This window comes from Flavihumibacter sp. CACIAM 22H1 (assembly GCF_001601815.1).
Taxonomy (GTDB): Bacteria; Bacteroidota; Bacteroidia; order Chitinophagales; family Chitinophagaceae; genus Flavihumibacter.
In genome coordinates this window covers 27,305-45,738 of the sequence record NZ_LUKG01000034.1, presented here as the reverse complement: position 1 = coordinate 45,738, position 18,434 = coordinate 27,305, and the positions used below count along the sequence as shown (strand labels likewise).

Here is an 18,434-nt window from a genome sequence, read left to right as displayed (position 1 = left end):
GACTTTAATGGTGCTATTGATTTTTGCAGGCCCCCACATCAGTTGGTCTTCCGAAACCTTTGGACCAAGCACCATAAAATTATCGGCATTAACGCCGAGGTCAAATACCGGGTTCTGCAAATCTTTCAGTCCGATTGTTCCCTCTAAAACCGCGTTTCCGCCGGCGGTATCTTTTAGCGTAAATTGACGAAGGGTTAACTGATCTGCCTCAAAGAGCAGTTTTTGCTGGTCTATTAATAAGGGGTTGTTTAAATAGCTGACCCGCATTTTTCCTTTATTGAATAACAGTTCGCCTTGTAAGGATGGGTTAGACAGTTCGCCACTAACCGCCAAAGTTCCGGTTACTGCACCCGACATATTGGTTACGGCACCCCCTGTAAAGGGTTCCATACTGGCTAATTGCAAACTATCAAATTCCAGGTTGGCCCTTAACGATTTGCCATAACTCCCTTTCATTAACACCTTATTTCCATAACCAGATAAACTTCCGTCAATGCCAATTTCCTGTCCACTTTTAACCAGTGCTGCCTGAATGGTACCCACCGGTTTTCCAAACATATGCAGGCTGTCTATTTGCAGGTCTCCGGTTATACTGGAATCATCTGCTGCCTGCGAAAACCGGAGTTTTGCATTAATGAGCCCTTCTGCCAGGCTGGTGTCTTTCGAAACAAAAGAGCTGATGGTTCGGGCCTGAAAATCTTTTATAGTGAGCAGGTAAGCAGCTGTTGCTGAACTGTCGGGCTGCTGATGATCTACCCGAATAGACTGGTTATCGGATCCTATTTCAAAAGCGGCATCTACCAGTTTGCCATCCCTGAAAAGCACCGCAGTATCAGCTTTGGCATAAAATTTCTCTTTGTTTAATAAAAGCTCCGGAGACAACCCGATCGTAAAGTTTTGTACGGATTTCAATGCCATAGCTCCACCAATCCGATAAGAAGGTTTTTTTGCTGCATCATCAATGGCCAACAACCAGTTAATGGCGCCCTTTTCTCCTTTTGCGGTGAAAGAACTATGGTGTACCGGTAATGAAGGATGCTCAATACCTGCAAATTCTACCGATGCATGCACGCTGTCTGCATTCAGGTAGGCCATGATTTCCAGACTGTCAATGATAGCATCACCATAGCGGAATTGCGGTTGCCTCGCCAATAGGTAAATAAGACTGCTGTCTGTATTTATCCGGCCTTCCAGCAACAATGGTTTTCGGAGGTCCATATCCGGCAGTATCTTTTCGAGCGAGCGGGGAAGAACGAAGGAAGCTGTCAGGATTGCTGTTTGTGATCCGATACTGTCTGCCGTTGCCAGCAGGCCGGAATCTGCGGGATTTAATTGTTTGTCGATCAGCAGGCTTACCGTTTTTGCTAGTTTGGTGTAGTCATAATTGCCAAGGAGAACCGCCGTACCAAACGGACTTTTCAATTGAATGGATTGCGCTCCTGGTTCTGCTTCAGCCGTTAGTTGGATACTATCCAACTGGTAATGGTCTGTTTCATTCGCATACTGAACCTGCAGCACATTGACGGTTCCGTTCAGTTCCCTTGGACGGGTATCGGAAAGATCGAGCTCTGCCAGCCCCTTTACCACCATTGGTTCGGTACTCAATCCGATTGCCTGGAGATCAATTCGGTGTACCTGCAGTTTACCTGCTACAGAAGGATAACCTTCCCGTAGTTCGCCTTTCAGTTCTACGCCTGCTTTCAGGTTGGAATCAAGGCTATTCAACAAGGCAGTATATTGATTGTTTTGAAGGCTTCCCGCAATTTCGATTTGTTGATAATTATACCCCTTGATAGTGGCTTCCCGGAGTTTAATATTGCCTGTTGTGTACATGGTTGCCGGATCAAACCCGCGGCCTTTTAGCTGACCGCTTGCCCGTATCCGACCGATGGTGCTATCTGAAATCCATTTGCCGGCATCCATATCCAGTTCATCCAATACAAGAGCATAACTGGCCCGGGCCTTGTTACGGATAGACCGTGCAGCTCCGCTGACTTGCATTTTTCCATAACTCGAGTTTAATTGAAGCCGGGTAGTAAAGCCGTTTAATCCCCCGGAAATAGATCCCCTAAGGTCAATTTTCTCTGCCAGCTGAATGTTCGGAGGAAGCGTGTTTTCCGGCAACCAGGCCGAAATACCGGCTTTACCCGTTTGAATGGTCAAGGTCTTTAAATCACCGCTGATGTTTTCCGTATCTGTGAGGTTCTTCAGCCGGCCATTGATTGCAATAGTATTCCCCGCATTATCTTTCACCTGGAACTGGTTCAGCAGGAGGGAGGACAAATTGCCATTTAACTTACCGGAAACGCGGATTTCCTTATTCCACCATTTTTTGAAATTGGGGTTGTCTTTCAGTTCCGGAGCAAAATAGAGGGCTTCTGACAGAACGAGTTTACTGTTGGGCAAATCAGCCTGCAAACCAATTCTGCTGGTAATAAGAGCCCCGCTTAAGCGATCGGCCGGGAGGTATAGAACCAGGTTATTGGACAGATAGCTGGCTCCGGTTTGCAGGTAGTAGTTTTTAAGAGAAGCCGAATCGTTTCCATAGCGGATTTCCCCAAGTGCTTTTTTTATTTCAAAACCCGAACGCTCTTTGAGGCGAAGTTCTTTTAAGTTAGCCTTGAGTTGATTTTGTTCCCAATTGATCGATGTCAGATCCGCCTGTAATCCTGAAATGCCCAGGTAATTGAAATCAATTGCCTGTTTAAACCGGGTTCTTTCGGCAGCGCGTTGCTGCATACCGAAAGCGCCGTTTTTTATGCCCAGTGATTGAAGCTTTACTAACAAGGGAGGCGTATTAGTGGCAGCAACTGCCTGAGTTGTGTCCTTACCAGTGTTTTGTAAAAGAAATCCACGGGGATTGGTGAACGCAAGCGTTGCAGCCTGGTACCTGTTCTGACCAATATCAGCGCTGATAAGCTTCAGGCGGGCATTGCTAACCAACCAACCGGTATGGATACCACTCCCTTCATCGGCATACGAAAACTGGATATCTTCCAGCTCCAGCAGTTTTCCGTTGACCAGTAATTGTAACGGGTTTTCAGATACTGGTTGTGCAGAGGAAGAGGTTTTTTGCGCTGGTCGGTATACTTGATGAAAATACCCTTTAAGTCCGTTTATACGAAGCTCATTAAAATCATACCGACCTTCGTTTATGGCAGTTTCTCTAAACCGCCAGCTTAAATGTTGTAGTACTAAGGCGGTATTGATGCCGCCTGGCTGATCGTTGTACCGCAAACGGATTTTTTCCAGCTCAATTCTTCCCAGCGAAATTTTCCAGGAGCCAGAAGAAGCCGTATCGGCCGGGGTGGCAGCATCCGGAGTGCCTGCCAGTTCAGTCAAAATAAACTGGTAATTCAGGGAGTCATTTTCCTGGGTGTACACATTGCCCAACAGGTTTTTCCAATGAAGGCTATGAATTTTAACCTCTTTCCAGAATAGGGGAAGAAGGGAAAAATGAACGGATACTGAATCACTGTGCAGCAGAACCTGTTGCTGACGGTCAAAAATGGTTAAGCCTTCAACCGCAACCTGGTTAAACCCGTTTAAGCGAATCCTGTGGAGGTCAACCCGGGTTCGAAGGGTATTTTGAAGGGTTGACTGAACCTTTCTGGTGAGGAACTCCTGCCCCCACCTGCTTTGGAGGGCCAGGAGCAGGGCTACTAACAATAGCAGTATAACCAGCAACACCCGCAGGCTGATTCGCAGCCAACGGGGCTCTTTTTTCGGATAAAGACGTATTACTTTCAACTGGTACTCTGCTGATTAGAGGATTAAAATTCCATGCCGAAGCTACTTAGATTTAGGCGTTGGGCTGACAGGTAGGTGCGGGTTTCTGCCAATTTTACTGTTTCACCCCTAGAAATAGGGCATGGCACCCGTTTTGAGGCGGGGCATCCTTGATAACAAAGTAAAAACAGACAGTATGCAAAAAGGAAGTATCAGGGTCCAAACGGAGAATATTTTCCCCATTATTAAAAAATTCCTCTATAGTGAGCATGATATTTTTTTGAGAGAGCTCATCAGTAATGCAGTGGATGCCACCCAAAAGCTTAAAACCCTTTCTTCCCTCGGCGAAGCGAAAGGAGAATTGGGCGATCTTTCTATTAGTGTAACGATCGATAAAGAAGCCCAAACCCTTACTATTTCCGATAAAGGGGTGGGAATGACTGCTGAGGAGGTGGATAAATACATAAACCAGGTCGCTTTTTCGGGGGCAGAAGAGTTTCTTACCAAATACAAAGGCCAGAATGAGAATTCGATTATCGGCCATTTTGGACTTGGATTCTATTCTTCTTTTATGGTAAGTGATAAAGTGGAAATCCGGACCAAAAGTTTTAAGGAAGCACCTGCTGTTCGCTGGGAATGTGACGGCAGCCCGGAGTACCAACTGGAAGAAACGGAGAAAGAAAACCGCGGAACCGATATCGTATTATTCATCAATGAAGAAAGCAAGGAGTTTTTGGAAGCCGATCGGATAAAAACGGTTTTAAAGCGTTTTTGCCGGTTCCTGCCTGTGCCCATATTTTTTGAAGGCGAACAAATAAATAATCCCACACCTGCCTGGGCCAAAAAGCCTGCCGATCTGACAACAGAAGATTATCAGTCTTTTTATAAGGAATTATACCCTTTTAATGAACCTCCTTTATTCTGGATTCACCTGAATGTAGACTATCCGTTTAACCTGACCGGGATCTTGTATTTCCCCAAAATCAAGCAGAGTTATGAAATTCAGAAAGACAAGATTCAACTTTACAGCAACCAGGTATTTGTTACGGATGAAGTAAAAGATATTGTTCCTGAATTCCTGATGCTATTGCAAGGGGTAATTGACAGTCCGGATATTCCGTTAAACGTTAGCCGTAGTTATCTGCAGGGAGATCCGAATGTGAAAAAAATTAATAATCACATTACTAAAAAAGTTGCAGATAAACTGGATGAGATTTTCAGGAATGACCGGGCTTCCTTTGAATCAAAATGGGAGAGTCTTGGATTGTTTGTGAAATATGGGATGATGACGGATGATAAATTTCTCGAAAAAGCGGAGAAATTCCACATCATGCAGGATGCAAGAGAGGCGAAGTTTTATACCCTCGAAGAATATAAAAATGCCACCCAGGTATTGCAAAAAAATAAAGACGGCAAGCAGGTTATTTTATACGCAACAGATCCTGTACAACAGGATGCATTTATAAAAGCGGCTACTGATAAGGGGTATATTGTAGTGAAGCTGGAAACGATCGTTGATGCTGCATTTATTAACCAGATGGAGATGAAATGGTCGGATGTGCAGTTTACGCGGGTAGATGCCGATATTACGGATAATTTAATTGATAAGCAGGACGCAGGAAACTCAATATTAAGTAAAGAGCAGGAGGAGCAACTGAAAAAAATGTTTGAGCAGCAACCTTCGGGCCTGCACGTTACTGTGGAAGTAAAAGGGCTAAGCCCGGAAACAGCCCCTGTTGTGGCTACCCGCCCGGAATTTATGCGCCGCATGAAAGATATGTCGGCAGTAAGCGGACCAATGGGTAGTTTTTATGCCAATATGCCGGATGAAGTTACTTTAACGGTTAATGGAAACCACCCGATCTATCAGCAGATCCTACAGGAAGGAGATGAGCAGAAACAAGAGAAACTGACGAAAAACCTGGCAGACCTTGCCCTGCTGTCGCAAGGCCTGTTAAAAGGCAGTGATCTTACTTCTTTTATTGAACGAAGTGTGGACTTATTAAAAGCCTGATTTAGTTTCCGGCAGTGCTGGCCCGTAGATCAATCACCCTCAGTTGCAGATGTTTGGATCCGTTCCAATCATTTTCATCCAGAGAAAAGACGATATCTACGGGCTTTTCATTTTCCAGCAGGTGAAATTTGTCGGCCAACCCGAATCCAATCCCATTGAACAGGATGCTGTCCTGAACAAGGCTGAATTTGATATGCTGTTCTTTTACAATTTTTGACCAGCCATTGTTTTTAACCTGGCGGGCAAGGAAGATGGGGCGGGTATTTTCAGGACCAAACGGTTCCATCTGGCAAAGGATATTGTAAAAACTGGTTTTAAGATCCTGCAACCGTACTTCGGCATCAATCACAATTTCGGGTATAAGCTGGTCATCGCCGATGGTGGCAGCCACAATAGCTTCGAATTTTTCCCGGAAAGCTGGTACCTGGTCGGGTAAAAGAGTCATGCCGGCTGCTGCAAAATGGCCGCCATATCCGAGAAGATGTTCTCTGCAGGCATGAATGGCTTCATACAGGTTAAAGCCGGCTACCGATCTGGCGCTGCCCGCCACTATATCACCACTTTGGGTTAGTACCACGGTCGGGCGATAAAATTTATCAATCAGTCGCGAGGCTACAATACCCACCACTCCTTTATGCCAGTGCGGTTGGTATACTACCGTGGAACGACGCGAAGCCTGCGCCAGGTCGTTTTCGATCATTTCCATGGCTTCTACCGTAATGGATAAATCAGCTTCCTTGCGGTCATCATTGTGCGAGTGAAGCTGTTCGGCCAGGCTGGCTGATTTTACCGGGTCTTTTTCAATAAAAAGCTGCACCGCCAGGCGGGCATCGTCCATTCTGCCGGCTGCATTTACCCGGGGCGCAATAACATAAATCAGGTTATTGATGGTAAGGGTCTGGTGTTCAATTTTGGACAATTGAATCAGGGCCTTGATACCGGGGGAAGGGTGTTCATTTACACGCTTTAAACCAAAAAAAGCGAGTACCCTGTTTTCGCCGGTTATAGGTACAATATCGGCGGCTATGGCGGTAACAACCAGGTCGAGATACCGCAGGTAATATTCATCCGGCATCTGCATATGCTGGCAGAGGGCAGTAATCAGTTTAAAACCCACCCCGCAGCCGCAAAGTTCTTTATAGGGGTACGGGCAATCGGATTGTTTGGGATTTAGAATAGCGGTTGCAGGTGGTAACTGGGCATCGGGCATATGGTGATCACACACAATGAAATCGATTCCCAGTTCTTTGGCATAGCCTATCAGGTCTACGGATTTGATGCCGCAATCCACCGAAATGATAAGGGTAACCCCGGTAGCATGGGCCAGGTCAATGCCTTTTTGGGAAATTCCATAGCCTTCTTTGTAACGGTGGGGGATATAATAATCTATTTTATCAGATTCGTAATTGTCGAGCAGGAACTGAAAAAGACAGGCCACGGCAGTGGTGCCATCCACGTCATAATCGCCAAAAACCATAATTTTTTCCCTGGCCTGCAGGGCGGCTACGATCCGGTCCACTGCTTTTTGCATATCCTTCATCAGGAAGGGGTTATGCAATTCAGAAAGCTGGGGCCGGAAAAAAGCCCGGGCCTCTTCAAAACTGTAAATTTTTCGTTGTACCAGCAGTTTACAGATGGCAGGGTGTATACCCAGTTTTTCCTGCAGGTTTTTTATTTCTTTCTGGGGGGCGTTTAAAAGTTTCCATCTTTTCTCCATTTAATCAATATTTACGGTCGGTCGTAAACCGGACCAGTTCTTCCAGCGCCATCCGGGTGTCGGTGGCTGGAAATTCGTGTAAGATGGATAATGCATCATCCCGGTACTGGAACATTTTTTCTGTCGCATACCGGATTCCACCGGACTGAACCACAAAATCAATCACTTTTTTAACCTGTTCCGGATCTTTATGGTCATTTTTAATAATATTAACCATTTTCCGGCGGGTAGATCGATCGGCCTGGTTCAGTGAATAAATAAGGGGTAAGGTAAGTTTTTTTTCTTTTATGTCGTTGCCGGTGGGTTTACCGATATCCTCGGAGCCATAGTCGAACAGATCGTCCTTGATTTGAAAGGCAATGCCCACTTTTTCTCCAAAATCTTTTAGCATAGCAGCATGATTTTCATCATTTTGTGCTGAAAATGCACCAGCAGCGCAGGACGAGGCCAGTAAAGAAGCTGTTTTATTACTGATAATTTCAAAATATACAGATTCATCAAGGTTCAGGCTCCTGCTTTTTTCGATTTGCAGTAATTCGCCCTCACTCATTCGACGGACGGCGTCGGAGAGCAGCTGCAGTATCCGGAAATCACTGTTATCCAGGGATAAGAGTAATCCCTTAGCCAGTAAATAATCGCCGATAAGTACGGAAACCTTGGCTTTCCAGAGGGCATAGGTGGAGAAAAATCCTCTTCTTTCCATTGATTCGTCAACCACATCATCGTGTACCAGGGTAGCGGTATGAAGTAGTTCCACCAGCGACGCTGCCCGGTAGGTGGAATCGGTAATAGGGCCGCATAAGCGGGCAGACAGCAGCACAAACATGGGGCGGAGCTGCTTTCCTTTCCGTTTAACGATAAAACTGGTGATCCTGTCAAGCATCCGGACCTGGCTTTTAACGGCTTCCCGGAATCTTTTTTCAAAGATATTCAGCTCTTCGGCTATAAGTGACTGTGCTAATTTCATGAATTTAAATACCGCGGCAAATTACGGTAATGCTGTCCATTTTCCAGCAAACCAAATCTTTCATAATATGTCTTTCAATTGATTCTGTGGATATTAAAGAGGCTGGACGGGAGTATTTTATTTGGTATTTTCCGCTCATTTGATATTTTTGTGATTAGTTTGGAATACTGTACTCTGTCAATTCATTAACCATTATTTATAAAAATCTATTATGGCAATCAAAAAATACACAGCACTCATTGGGTTTCTGTGTTTGTTGGCATCTGGCTCGTACGCCCAGATAGGGACGAGTTATGATGTACAAGATTCCTCGTTGATAACCAGAAAAAGACTGCCTCAACACAACGAATTCATGAACAATACCTACCCCTTTCCTGCCAAACCCCGCAACCAGTGGGAAATTGGTATTAAAGGCGGGTTGTTTAATATTTTTGGCGATGTTCCTACCGTATTCCCCACATTCGGTGGTGGCTTGCATGTTCGGAAAGCACTTGGCTACATGTTTTCACTTAGGGCTGAATTCATGTACGGCGTAGGAAAAGGACTGAACTGGAAAGCCCGCGGTTCCGGTATTAATAGAGCCTGGAGAGAAGAAGGGTACGGGGTAGCACCATTCGGTACGGTGTTTGATAACTATCGTACGGTTATGAAAGACCTGAACCTCCAAACAATCATTTCTTTCAATAATATCCGGTTTCACCAGGCAAAATCTAATTGGAATGCGTATGGTATTGTTGGTTTAGGTGCCAGTTGGTACAAAACCAAGATCAATGCACTGGACGACGCCGGAAACCCGTATGATTTCAGCACTATTACCGTACAAAGCGTATATAAAGACAGGAAAGAAACAAAGAAGCAGCTTAAAAACCTGATGGACAAGAGTTACGAGACCGAAGCTGAAACAGATGGAGATGCGCGTCCTAAACTGGGAGGAAATACCCTGGGTGGAAACTTCCATTTTGGTGCCGGTATTGCTTTCCGCTTAAGTCCGAAAGTAAATATTGCCATTGAAGACCGGTTCACCGTAACTAAAAATGATTTGTTGGATGGTCAGCGCTGGCAGGCTGTTAGAACAGGAAATCCGGCTTCTCCTTATGGATCTGTGCTTACACCTGATTACGATACGTATAACTATTTTACAGTTGGTGCCAACTTTAACCTGGGCGGTAAATCTACCGAGCCACTTTACTGGATGAACCCACTGGATTATGCGTATAACGAGCTGAATGCGCCTAAGCATATGAAACTTCCCAAACCCATTTTGGATGATGCCGATGGGGATGGTGTAACCGATCAGTTTGACCTGGAGCCCAATACTCCTGCTAATGCACCGGTTGATAGCCATGGTGTAAGTAAGGATACTGATGGTGACGGTGTACCTGATTTCAAAGACAAGGAACTTATTACGCCAACGCAGTGTCAGCCTGTTGATGCCGACGGTATCGGTAAATGTCCTGAGCCTGCATGTTGTAAAGAGCTGAGAGAAGGTGGATTTATTGGTGGTAACCAAAGCCAGTGTAGCATTGGAGACCTTCCAAGCATCAACTTCACCGGCCGTACGGTAACCCTGAATAATGATGCCAAAGCTGTTCTGGCAAGTGTTGCAGAGAAAATTCGTACCAATCCAAACTGCCGTATTGCGGTAATAGGTTATGGCGAATCCAGCAAGTCTGCACAGCAGCTCAGCTGGGATCGGGTAAATTCTGTGATCAACTACCTGGTTGAGCAGGAAGGTATCAGTGCCGACCGCTTTATCTTCAAATATGGCGAAGGTGGTGGAGATCCGAATACGGTAGACCTGCGCGATGGAAGTTCAGACGAAGGTCCGAATGCAGTACCTGCACCGCACCCGAACCTGCGCAGAAAGAACTAATATTGGTTAAAATTGATATAAAGAACCCCGCATTTTGCGGGGTTTTTTTATATTTGATCAAATGTGTTAACTTTGCCAGCCTTTATGAGATCAATCCTTTTAGTTTGCATGATAGCGCTCTTGGGAACAGGGTGTTCCAAATTTGCTAAAGTGCAGAAGAGTACCGACTATGATTACAAGCTGCGCATGGCAGATCAGTATTTTGCCAAAAAGAAATACATGTATGCCCAGCAATTGTATGAAGAACTATTTCCTTTACTAAAAGGCGGTGATAAATTCGAAGCTGTATATTATAATTTCGCCTACTGTGCGTACTATATGCGCGATTATATGAACGCAGAGAATCTTTTTAAAGGATTTGTTGAGGTTTTCCCTACCAGTAAGCGGGCTGAGGAGATGGAGTATATGCGTGCGTATACGTTCTACAAACAATCGCCGAAGGTGGAACTGGATCAAACCAATACAATTAAGGCAATCGGGTTAATGCAGGCTTTTATTAATACGCATCCCGGATCTGAAAGGAATAAGGAGGCCACGGCAATTATTGATGAGGGAAGGGCTAAGCTGGAATTAAAAGAGTATAAGGCGGCAGAGTTGTATTTCAACCTTCGCCAGTTCAAAGCAGCAGCCATTTCATATACCAATTTGCTGGAAAACTACCCCGATTCAGAGAAGAGTGACGCATATAAACTGGAAGTAATTCGTTCTTATTTTGAGTATGCCGTGTTAAGTATTGATGAAAAAAAGGAAGAACGTTTTAACAAGGTAATTGAACAATGCAACGAGTTTTCCGATCGTTTTCCGGAAAGTAAATTAAAGGGCGAAGTAGCCAACTTTTTATCAACATCGCAAAGTAATATTAAAGCAATAAAAAATGAGCAAGTTAAGACGTCAGCTTAGTTCCAATACCAGTAATGTAGCAGAAGCTAAGAACCTGTTGGAAATCAAAGGCAGAACTGGTAATCTTTATGAGTCAATTGCCGTTATTGCCAAAAGAGCCAACCAGATCAATATTGCCCTGAAAGAAGAATTGCATAACAAACTGGAAGAGTTTGCTACGCATACCGACAGCCTGGAAGAAATTCATGAAAACAAGGAGCAAATTGAAATTTCCAGAGCCTATGAAAGAATGCCTAATCCGGCATTACTGGCTACCCAGGAATTCATGGAAGAGAAAGTATATTATCGGAAGAACGAAGACAAATTGTTCAGCTGATTCTTATCCATATATTTGTTAAAGCGACGGCTATGCTGTCGCTTTTTTTTTAAATTTATCACATGTTGCAAGGAAAAAAAATCCTTCTGGGAATCAGTGGCAGTATAGCCGCCTATAAATCCATTTCCCTGGTACGGTTACTTATAAAGCAGGGAGCTTCGGTTCAGGTAATTCTTAGTCCGGCTGCCCGCGATTTTGTTTCTCCCCTTACACTTTCTACTTTATCCAAACAGGAAGCGCTTAGTGATTTATTTGAGGAAGGATCCTGGGCAAACCATGTAATGCTGGGAAGGTCTTCCGATTTATTTCTGATAGCCCCGTTGAGCTGTAATACCCTGGCCAAAATGGCTCATGGACATTGTGATAACCTGCTATTGGCTACCTATTTATCGGCAACCTGCCCGGTTTGGGTGGCGCCGGCCATGGATGAAGATATGTGGCATCACCCCACTACAAAAACCAATCTCGATCTGCTAAGGTCTTTTGGCAATACAGTAATACCGGTGAATTCAGGAGAACTGGCCAGTGGATTAACGGGCGAGGGGCGGATGGCGGAGCCGGAAGAGATCCTGGCTATGGTGCAGAATTATTTTTCCCGGCAGGCTGTTTTTGCCGGTAAAAAGGCTCTGGTAACGGCGGGCCCCACCTATGAACCGATTGATCCTGTCCGGTTTATCGGTAATCATAGTTCCGGTAAAATGGGTGTTGCCATTGCATTAGAACTGGCCACCAGAGGGGCAATGGTAGACCTGGTAGCTGGTCCCGGTGTGTCTTTACCCAACCACCCCGGTATACGGTCACATTCGGTTACCACTGCTGCTGAAATGTATGCTGCCTGCAACGATCGTTTTCCTACAACAGACCTGGCAATAATGGCAGCGGCAGTAGCGGATTATACACCGGTTACCGTAGCAGGCGAAAAGATCAAAAAAAAGGAAGAAGGGCTGGACCTGCCTCTCACCAAAACAAAAGATATTCTAAAGGAACTCGGGCGGCAAAAAGCTGCTAACCAGGTATTAGTGGGCTTTGCGCTGGAAACCAATAATGAAAGAGCCAATGCCCTTCAGAAGCTGGAAACTAAAAATGCCGACCTGATTATTCTCAATTCGTTGCAGGATAAAGGGGCTGGTTTTGGGGTGGATACAAATAAAATCACCATATTTGACCGTGCCGGGCAGGAAGCTCAGTTTCCGCTAAAATCAAAAACAGCACTGGCAACCGACATAATTGACTTGATCCATAAAAAATTCTATGAATAAAAAATGGTTGATAGGAATCCTACTAAGCATACTCTGGAGTACCGGCCAGGGACAAGAATTGAAGGCTAAAGTAGTTGTTATCTCAAGCGAAGTGGGGTCCAGGGTTGATCGGAAAGTTTTTAATACCCTGCAGAATGCATTGACGAATTTTCTGAATAACAGGAAATGGACAAAAGATACCTATCAAACCAATGAGCGCATCAACTGCAATTTCCTGATCACCGTTAAAACTGCCCTGGATGGAAATATATACCAGGCAACTCTAACCGTTCAGGCAGCCAGGCCGGTTTATAATGCTGCGTATGAATCGCCTTTGGTGAATTTTATGGACGAGAACCTGCTGTTCCGTTATGTAGAATTTCAACAACTGGAGTTCAATGAAAACAGGGTCAGTGGCAATGATCCGCTGGTATCCAACCTTACGGCGGTACTGGCTTTTTACGTAAATATTATCCTGGGTATGGATGGAGATTCTTTCGCATTAAAAGGAGGAGAACCTTATTTTGTAAAGGCGCAGAATATTGTCAATAATTCACCCGACAGCCGTGATATTTTGGGATGGAAGGCCTTTGATGGCCAACGGAACCGGTACTGGTTGATGGAGAATTTAACCGGGGCCCGTTATAATTTGGTCCACGATGCGTTTTATGGGTATTTCCGCCTTGGACTGGATCAGTTTTATGAGAAAGAAGCAGAAGCGCGTAAATCGGTGCTGAATGCATTACAACAGCTTAATACACTGAACAGCGAAATCCCGAACACGATGGTTTTACCCTTCTTTTTTCAGGGACGTACCGGCGAATTAAGTAAGATGTTTAAAAAATCACCGCCCGATGAAAAAGCAGCGGCTATTGATTTGTTAACCAGGTTGGATATTACCAATGCTAATACTTATAAACAGGAGCTTCGCTAATGAAAAAACGGTTAATTGTTTTAGGGGCGGCCTGCTTGGTTCTGCTGGCTTGTTCAGATGAAGGAGGAAATGAGGCACCGCTTACCCAAAAAAAAATGGTTCCACTGGTCTACCAACTGATGCTGGTGGATGAAATTAGCCTGGATTATAAAAGCCGGGACAGCTCTTTCCGGGTAGATTCTATTCGGGGAAAAAAATACGACCAGGTTTTTGCGTTGAATAAGGTTGATTACAAGACATTTAAAGAGAGTTATGAATATTACCTGGCACGCCCTAACCAATTGAAAGCGATTTTTGATTCGGTAGAAGCTTTTGCTAACAGGGATCGGATAGAACGAATGAATCCCAGCTCCAAACCCGGATCAGACCAGGGCAAGCAGAAAAAAAACAACAAGCCCGTATAAAACGATGCCATATGAATAAAACATTGCCAAATGCACAGGAAGCCATTGCCGATATTAGAGACGGTGCAACGCTGATGCTGGGTGGGTTCGGGCTTTGTGGAATTCCTGAAAATTTAATTACCGCGCTGGTTCAAAAAGGGGTCGGGAACCTGACCTGTATTTCCAACAATGCCGGAGTGGATGATTTCGGACTGGGATTACTGTTGAAGACGCGGCAGATCAAAAAGATGATCAGCTCTTACGTGGGTGAAAATGCGGAGTTTGAGCGCCAATTATTAGCGGGCGAATTGGAAGTGGACCTGGTACCACAGGGTACCCTTGCCACCAGGATTCAGATGGCGGGGATGGGAATTCCTGCTTTTTTTACGCCCGCTGGAGTAGGAACCGAAATTGCAGCGGGTAAGGAAGTACGTTTTTTTGACGGAAAAGAATATTTGATGGAACTGGCCCTGCAGGCAGATTTTGCCCTGGTAAAAGCCTGGAAGGGCGATCGTTACGGGAACCTGGTATTCCGGAAAACCACCCGTAATTTTTCTACTTCAATGGCAAAGGCAGGAAATATAACCATAGCCGAAGTGGAAGAATTGGTAGAGCCCGGCATATTGGACCCTGACCAGGTACATGTGCCCGGCATTTATGTGCATAGGATTTTTCAGGGTAATCACTATGAAAAAAGGATTGAACGGAAAACCGTTCAGTTACCTACAATAAACTGAGCAGATAAGCATGTTTACCAGTAAAAATGAACTGATTCAATCCATGGGGGTTGAACCGGAAATAGCCGCTTTTTTTGTTGACCGGAAACTTCCCGAAGCCAATCGGTACTGGAAAGGCCGTTACCTCTATGTGGCAAAAGGAACCGGTTATTTGTTCATTCCCTTGTTTTTTGATTTACAGTTTAAAGCCGGGTTGCCCCTGAAGCAGGTGCTGGAAGAGCAGTATGTGCAACGGATGGAACAGATCTTACACCTGGCAGCTTTATATGAGTTTGGCGAAAAAGAGTTTTATCAGCATATCCGGGAAATTGAACTGCTGATAAACGACCAACTGCAAAACCCGGGTTTATTCGGGGAATTGCATACTTATTTTCAGCAACCAGTGTTACTAAAACAGGGGCGGATTGGTACCGATAATCCCCCGCTGAACCGGGGCGATGCACTATTATACCTCCTCACTACTGTTGCTATGCCGGATACGGTACTGGATCGTATTATCCAAAGCTGGTACCAATTGGTGCCAAGTTTTTTACTCCTGGATGATATTATGGATTTCCAGGAAGACAAGGAAACACAGGAGGAAAATTCACTTTCCTTATATGGTTATACAGCAGAAGGGGTAAAAAAAGCCATCGAAGTTGCGGAAGCTAATTTTGCCGGGCTCGAAACACTGAATCCTGTACTGGGCAGGTATTTCAGAAACTTGCTCGACCGGAAAAAACAGACCCCTTATTTCAAACATATTTTAAACAACTGATATGCCGCTTGATAAATATGGAATTGCAAAACGGATTGCGCAGGAGTTGCAGGATGGAATGTATGTTAACCTGGGTATCGGAATTCCGACGCTGGTAGCCAATTATATTCCAACGGGAATGCATATTTTCCTGCAAAGTGAAAACGGTATGCTGGGCATGGGGCCATATCCTACGGAAGCAGCGGTAGATCCTGATTTGATTAATGCGGGTAAAGAAACCGTCACTATTTTGCCGGGGGGCGTTTTTTTCGACAGCTCGGAAAGTTTTGGAATGATACGGGCGGGTAAGGTGGATCTTACCGTTTTGGGAGCAATGGAAGTAAGTGATACGGGCGATATTGCGAACTGGAAAATTCCCGGTAAAATGGTAAAAGGCATGGGAGGGGCGATGGACCTGGTGGCCAGTGCCCGGAATATTATTGTTGCCATGATGCATACCAATCCCAAAGGAGAATCAAAGTTGTTGCCTTCCTGTAGTTTGCCGCTTACCGGCGTGGGCTGTGTGCGTAAAATTGTAACCGAGTTGGCCGTACTGGATGTAACAGGATCGGGCTTTAAGCTGCTGGAACGGGCACCCGGAGTATCGGTTGAAGAGATTATTGAAAAAACTGCGGGGCGTTTGGTAGTAGAGGGAGAAATTCCGGAGATGCAGTTGTCCTGAAACCGGTTTAATCTATCAGGTTGTTTTTCACCGCGTAGAATACCAGTCCGGCGGTATTTTTGGTGCCGAATTTTTCCATTAATCGGTCTTTGATGGCCTCTACTGTGCGCGGGCTGACCTCCATTTTCTGCGCAATTTCTGTTGCGGTAAATTCCATGCAAATGTATTTGATAACGTCTCTTTCCCGGTCGGTTAGGGTTACTTCACTGGTAAGACTGGGAATTACTTTTTGCTTGGCGTGCGATTTTTTTAGCAGGATACGATTTACAAAATTATTGAGGTAATAGCCTTTTTCAAATACTTCCATGATGGCGCGCCTAATTTCGGAGGGGTCTGCACTTTTTAGGAGGTAGCCATTGGCGCCGATTTCCATCAGATGGCTGACAAAGCGTTCGTCTTCGAACATGGTTAATACCACAATATGGATATTGGGGTTGGATTTCGCAATCAGCTTGGTAGTTTCGATGCCGTCTTTAACGGGCATTCGGAGATCCATGAGAATTACATCAGGCGCAGATTCAGGTAAGCCATCTATCAGTTCCTGGCCATTTTCTGCCTCCTGAACAAATTTTATGTTAGTAAAGGGGCGAAGGGAAAGGATAACTCCTTTCCTGAAAATTTTATGATCGTCAGCAATGGCTACTTTGATTACTCTCATAGGAATCTTGCTATTCGCGAGTGGTAAAAATAAGGATTACTTATTGATTATCGTCCCTATTCAGCTCTATGGTGACTTTATAGTAGGTTTGAGAATTATCTTTTTCAAAGAATATCCGGCCATGCAGGACTTTTAACCGGCTTTGGATATTTTTTAGTCCGAGTCCGGCAGAGCTTTTATTCATGCGCTCAAAATCTGCCTGGGTAATTCCTTTTCCGTCGTGGTGCATACGGATATAGAATTTATTACCATTGGTGTTTTGGGTAAGGTGAATAAAGCTGGAATTACTGTGTTTCAGGATATTATTGATCAGTTCCTGGATAACCCGGAACACGATGAGTTCATTATCGGTTTGCAGGCGTTCTTTATAATCATGAAAGCGACAGCTGGCATTGATAATACCGGAGCTGCTTATTTTTTGAAACTGGTCATTGACGGCAGATTCTAACCCGAAATTTTTCAGGGTTGGGGGCATTAGGCTGTGGGAGATATTCCGGATTAGCTGAATAGTGTCGTCAATGATTTGTTTAGCGTTATAGATACTTTGGAGTTGGGTGGTTTTGTCGAGGTTAACCAGGTTTTCGTTGAGGTAGAGGCGCGCGGTTGCCAGGAGGGGTCCGGCATCGTCATGGAGGTCAGCGGCGATACGCTGCCGTTCCTCTTCCTGCAGGCGAATGGAGGCATTCAGGAGCATTTTTTGTTGTTCCTGTTCCATTTTTTGCAGGGTCATCTGGTAGCGGATGACTTTTCGTTGGTGGAAAATAATGAATACAATTAACCCAATAGTTAGTGCCAGCATGCCGATAGTGCCAAAAAAGAGCACCAGCGACACGTTCGCACTAGAGTTATTTACCTGTAAAAGCAACATTTATGGAGTTAGGGTTAGCAGGTTCGGTTATTCTAATTTATTATAATAATAATCATCAACATTCAAAGATTGTTGATTTTCAGGTTTTAAGGTAAACGAAATTGAAAAGAAAATATTTTTCAGGACAAAACAAATTAGATTGATGGTCCAAAAGTTTGCTCTTTCTTGTTGCGACAGGTTATCATATTGCAGAAAAAGAAAAAAGGTCCCGGAAAAATAAATCATAATTCCAACGACAACCCAGAAACTGGACTTGCTATATATGAAGGTAATGTTGGGGTTTTGAATTGACTCAAAAAAGTACGTAATAGAGCCTGAAATTAAAATTATAGAACTAACCGCAATAGGAACGGTATCAAATTCTAGTGAATTTGATCGAAATCCAATAATAATATTTCCAATTGCAACCAATAGAAACACTAACGAAAAAACTAGCAATAATCTTTTTAAGATGAGGGTTTTTAAGAGGATATATAAATATGATGCAAGTATAATGTATTCAATTATAGTAAATGTTGAAAGCAGTAGAAAGTCTTTATTAGGAATATTAGGGAAGAGAATTGTTGCAATATCAAACCCCCTTACGAAATCATTCAAAAGAGAATATAAGCAATAAAAAAAGATAAGAAATGCAGGCTTGTTTTTGTTTCGTTTAAAAAAGAAAGAAAAAACAAGGATTGGT

16 protein-coding genes are annotated in these 18,434 nt (G+C 44.3%); 10 read left to right on the top strand and 6 right to left on the bottom strand.

From position 1 onward, the window contains the following. The coding region (locus A1D16_RS11195) for a hypothetical protein (RefSeq protein ID WP_290709457.1) at positions 1-3,750 on the bottom strand (3,750 nt) is incomplete at its 3' end. Between the two features lie 175 nt (positions 3,751-3,925). Between A1D16_RS11195 and htpG the strand changes: the two genes are divergently transcribed. Then, positions 3,926-5,743, top strand: a complete 1,818-nt coding sequence (htpG, locus tag A1D16_RS11190; RefSeq protein WP_290709455.1) for a molecular chaperone HtpG — start codon at positions 3,926-3,928, stop codon at positions 5,741-5,743. A gap of 1 nt (position 5,744) precedes the next feature. Here the strand turns inward: htpG and recJ are convergent, their stop codons facing one another. After that, positions 5,745-7,460, bottom strand: a complete 1,716-nt coding sequence (gene recJ / locus A1D16_RS11185; RefSeq protein ID WP_290709453.1) for a single-stranded-DNA-specific exonuclease RecJ — start codon at positions 7,458-7,460, stop codon at positions 5,745-5,747. A gap of 4 nt (positions 7,461-7,464) precedes the next feature. Further along, positions 7,465-8,427, bottom strand: coding sequence for a polyprenyl synthetase family protein (locus A1D16_RS11180; protein WP_290709450.1), 963 nt, complete (start codon positions 8,425-8,427; stop codon positions 7,465-7,467). A 352-nt stretch (positions 8,428-8,779) separates the two neighbouring features. On the opposite strand from A1D16_RS11180, the gene A1D16_RS11175 reads away from it, so the two are divergent. The 9 genes from A1D16_RS11175 to A1D16_RS11135 all read left to right on the top strand — a co-directional run bounded on the left by A1D16_RS11175 (position 8,780) and on the right by A1D16_RS11135 (position 16,226). Next, positions 8,780-10,300, top strand: a complete 1,521-nt coding sequence (locus A1D16_RS11175) for an OmpA family protein (protein ID WP_290709448.1) — start codon at positions 8,780-8,782, stop codon at positions 10,298-10,300. An 84-nt stretch (positions 10,301-10,384) separates the two neighbouring features. Beyond that, the gene (gene bamD / locus A1D16_RS11170) at positions 10,385-11,200 is read left to right on the top strand and encodes an outer membrane protein assembly factor BamD (protein WP_290709446.1); all 816 of its coding nucleotides are present in this window, start codon (positions 10,385-10,387) and stop codon (positions 11,198-11,200) included. Next, positions 11,175-11,516 (top strand): DNA-directed RNA polymerase subunit omega, encoded by a 342-nt coding sequence (locus A1D16_RS11165; RefSeq protein ID WP_234864556.1) that lies wholly within the window; start codon positions 11,175-11,177, stop codon positions 11,514-11,516. The genes bamD and A1D16_RS11165 overlap by 26 nt, the downstream gene beginning before the upstream one ends. A gap of 62 nt (positions 11,517-11,578) precedes the next feature. Further along, complete coding sequence (coaBC, locus tag A1D16_RS11160) at positions 11,579-12,775, top strand: bifunctional phosphopantothenoylcysteine decarboxylase/phosphopantothenate--cysteine ligase CoaBC (RefSeq protein WP_290709445.1); 1,197 nt, start codon at positions 11,579-11,581, stop codon at positions 12,773-12,775. After that, positions 12,768-13,688 carry a DUF4835 family protein gene (locus A1D16_RS11155; protein WP_290709444.1) on the top strand — a complete coding sequence of 307 codons (921 nt, stop codon included), beginning with the start codon at positions 12,768-12,770 and terminating at the stop codon, positions 13,686-13,688. Before coaBC ends, A1D16_RS11155 begins: the two co-directional genes overlap by 8 nt. Further along, positions 13,688-14,092 (top strand): DUF4296 domain-containing protein, encoded by a 405-nt coding sequence (locus tag A1D16_RS11150; protein WP_290709443.1) that lies wholly within the window; start codon positions 13,688-13,690, stop codon positions 14,090-14,092. Before A1D16_RS11155 ends, A1D16_RS11150 begins: the two co-directional genes overlap by 1 nt. Positions 14,093-14,103: 11 nt before the next feature. Further along, positions 14,104-14,808: a CoA transferase subunit A gene (locus tag A1D16_RS11145; protein WP_290709442.1), complete on the top strand. Its 705-nt coding sequence runs from the start codon at positions 14,104-14,106 to the stop codon at positions 14,806-14,808. 10 nt (positions 14,809-14,818) lie between these two features. Next, positions 14,819-15,565, top strand: a complete 747-nt coding sequence (locus tag A1D16_RS11140) for a hypothetical protein (protein ID WP_290709441.1) — start codon at positions 14,819-14,821, stop codon at positions 15,563-15,565. A 1-nt stretch (position 15,566) separates the two neighbouring features. Then, complete coding sequence (locus A1D16_RS11135) at positions 15,567-16,226, top strand: 3-oxoacid CoA-transferase subunit B (RefSeq protein WP_290709440.1); 660 nt, start codon at positions 15,567-15,569, stop codon at positions 16,224-16,226. Between the two features lie 7 nt (positions 16,227-16,233). On the opposite strand, the gene A1D16_RS11130 is transcribed toward A1D16_RS11135, so the two are convergent. From A1D16_RS11130 to A1D16_RS11120, 3 genes are all read right to left on the bottom strand, one after another. Continuing rightward, positions 16,234-16,884: a response regulator transcription factor gene (locus A1D16_RS11130; protein WP_290709439.1), complete on the bottom strand. Its 651-nt coding sequence runs from the start codon at positions 16,882-16,884 to the stop codon at positions 16,234-16,236. Between the two features lie 40 nt (positions 16,885-16,924). Then, positions 16,925-17,752, bottom strand: coding sequence for an ATP-binding protein (locus A1D16_RS11125; protein WP_290709438.1), 828 nt, complete (start codon positions 17,750-17,752; stop codon positions 16,925-16,927). A 27-nt stretch (positions 17,753-17,779) separates the two neighbouring features. Next, positions 17,780-18,434 (bottom strand): hypothetical protein (locus A1D16_RS11120; RefSeq protein ID WP_290709437.1); only part of this gene is annotated, 655 nt, incomplete at its 5' end.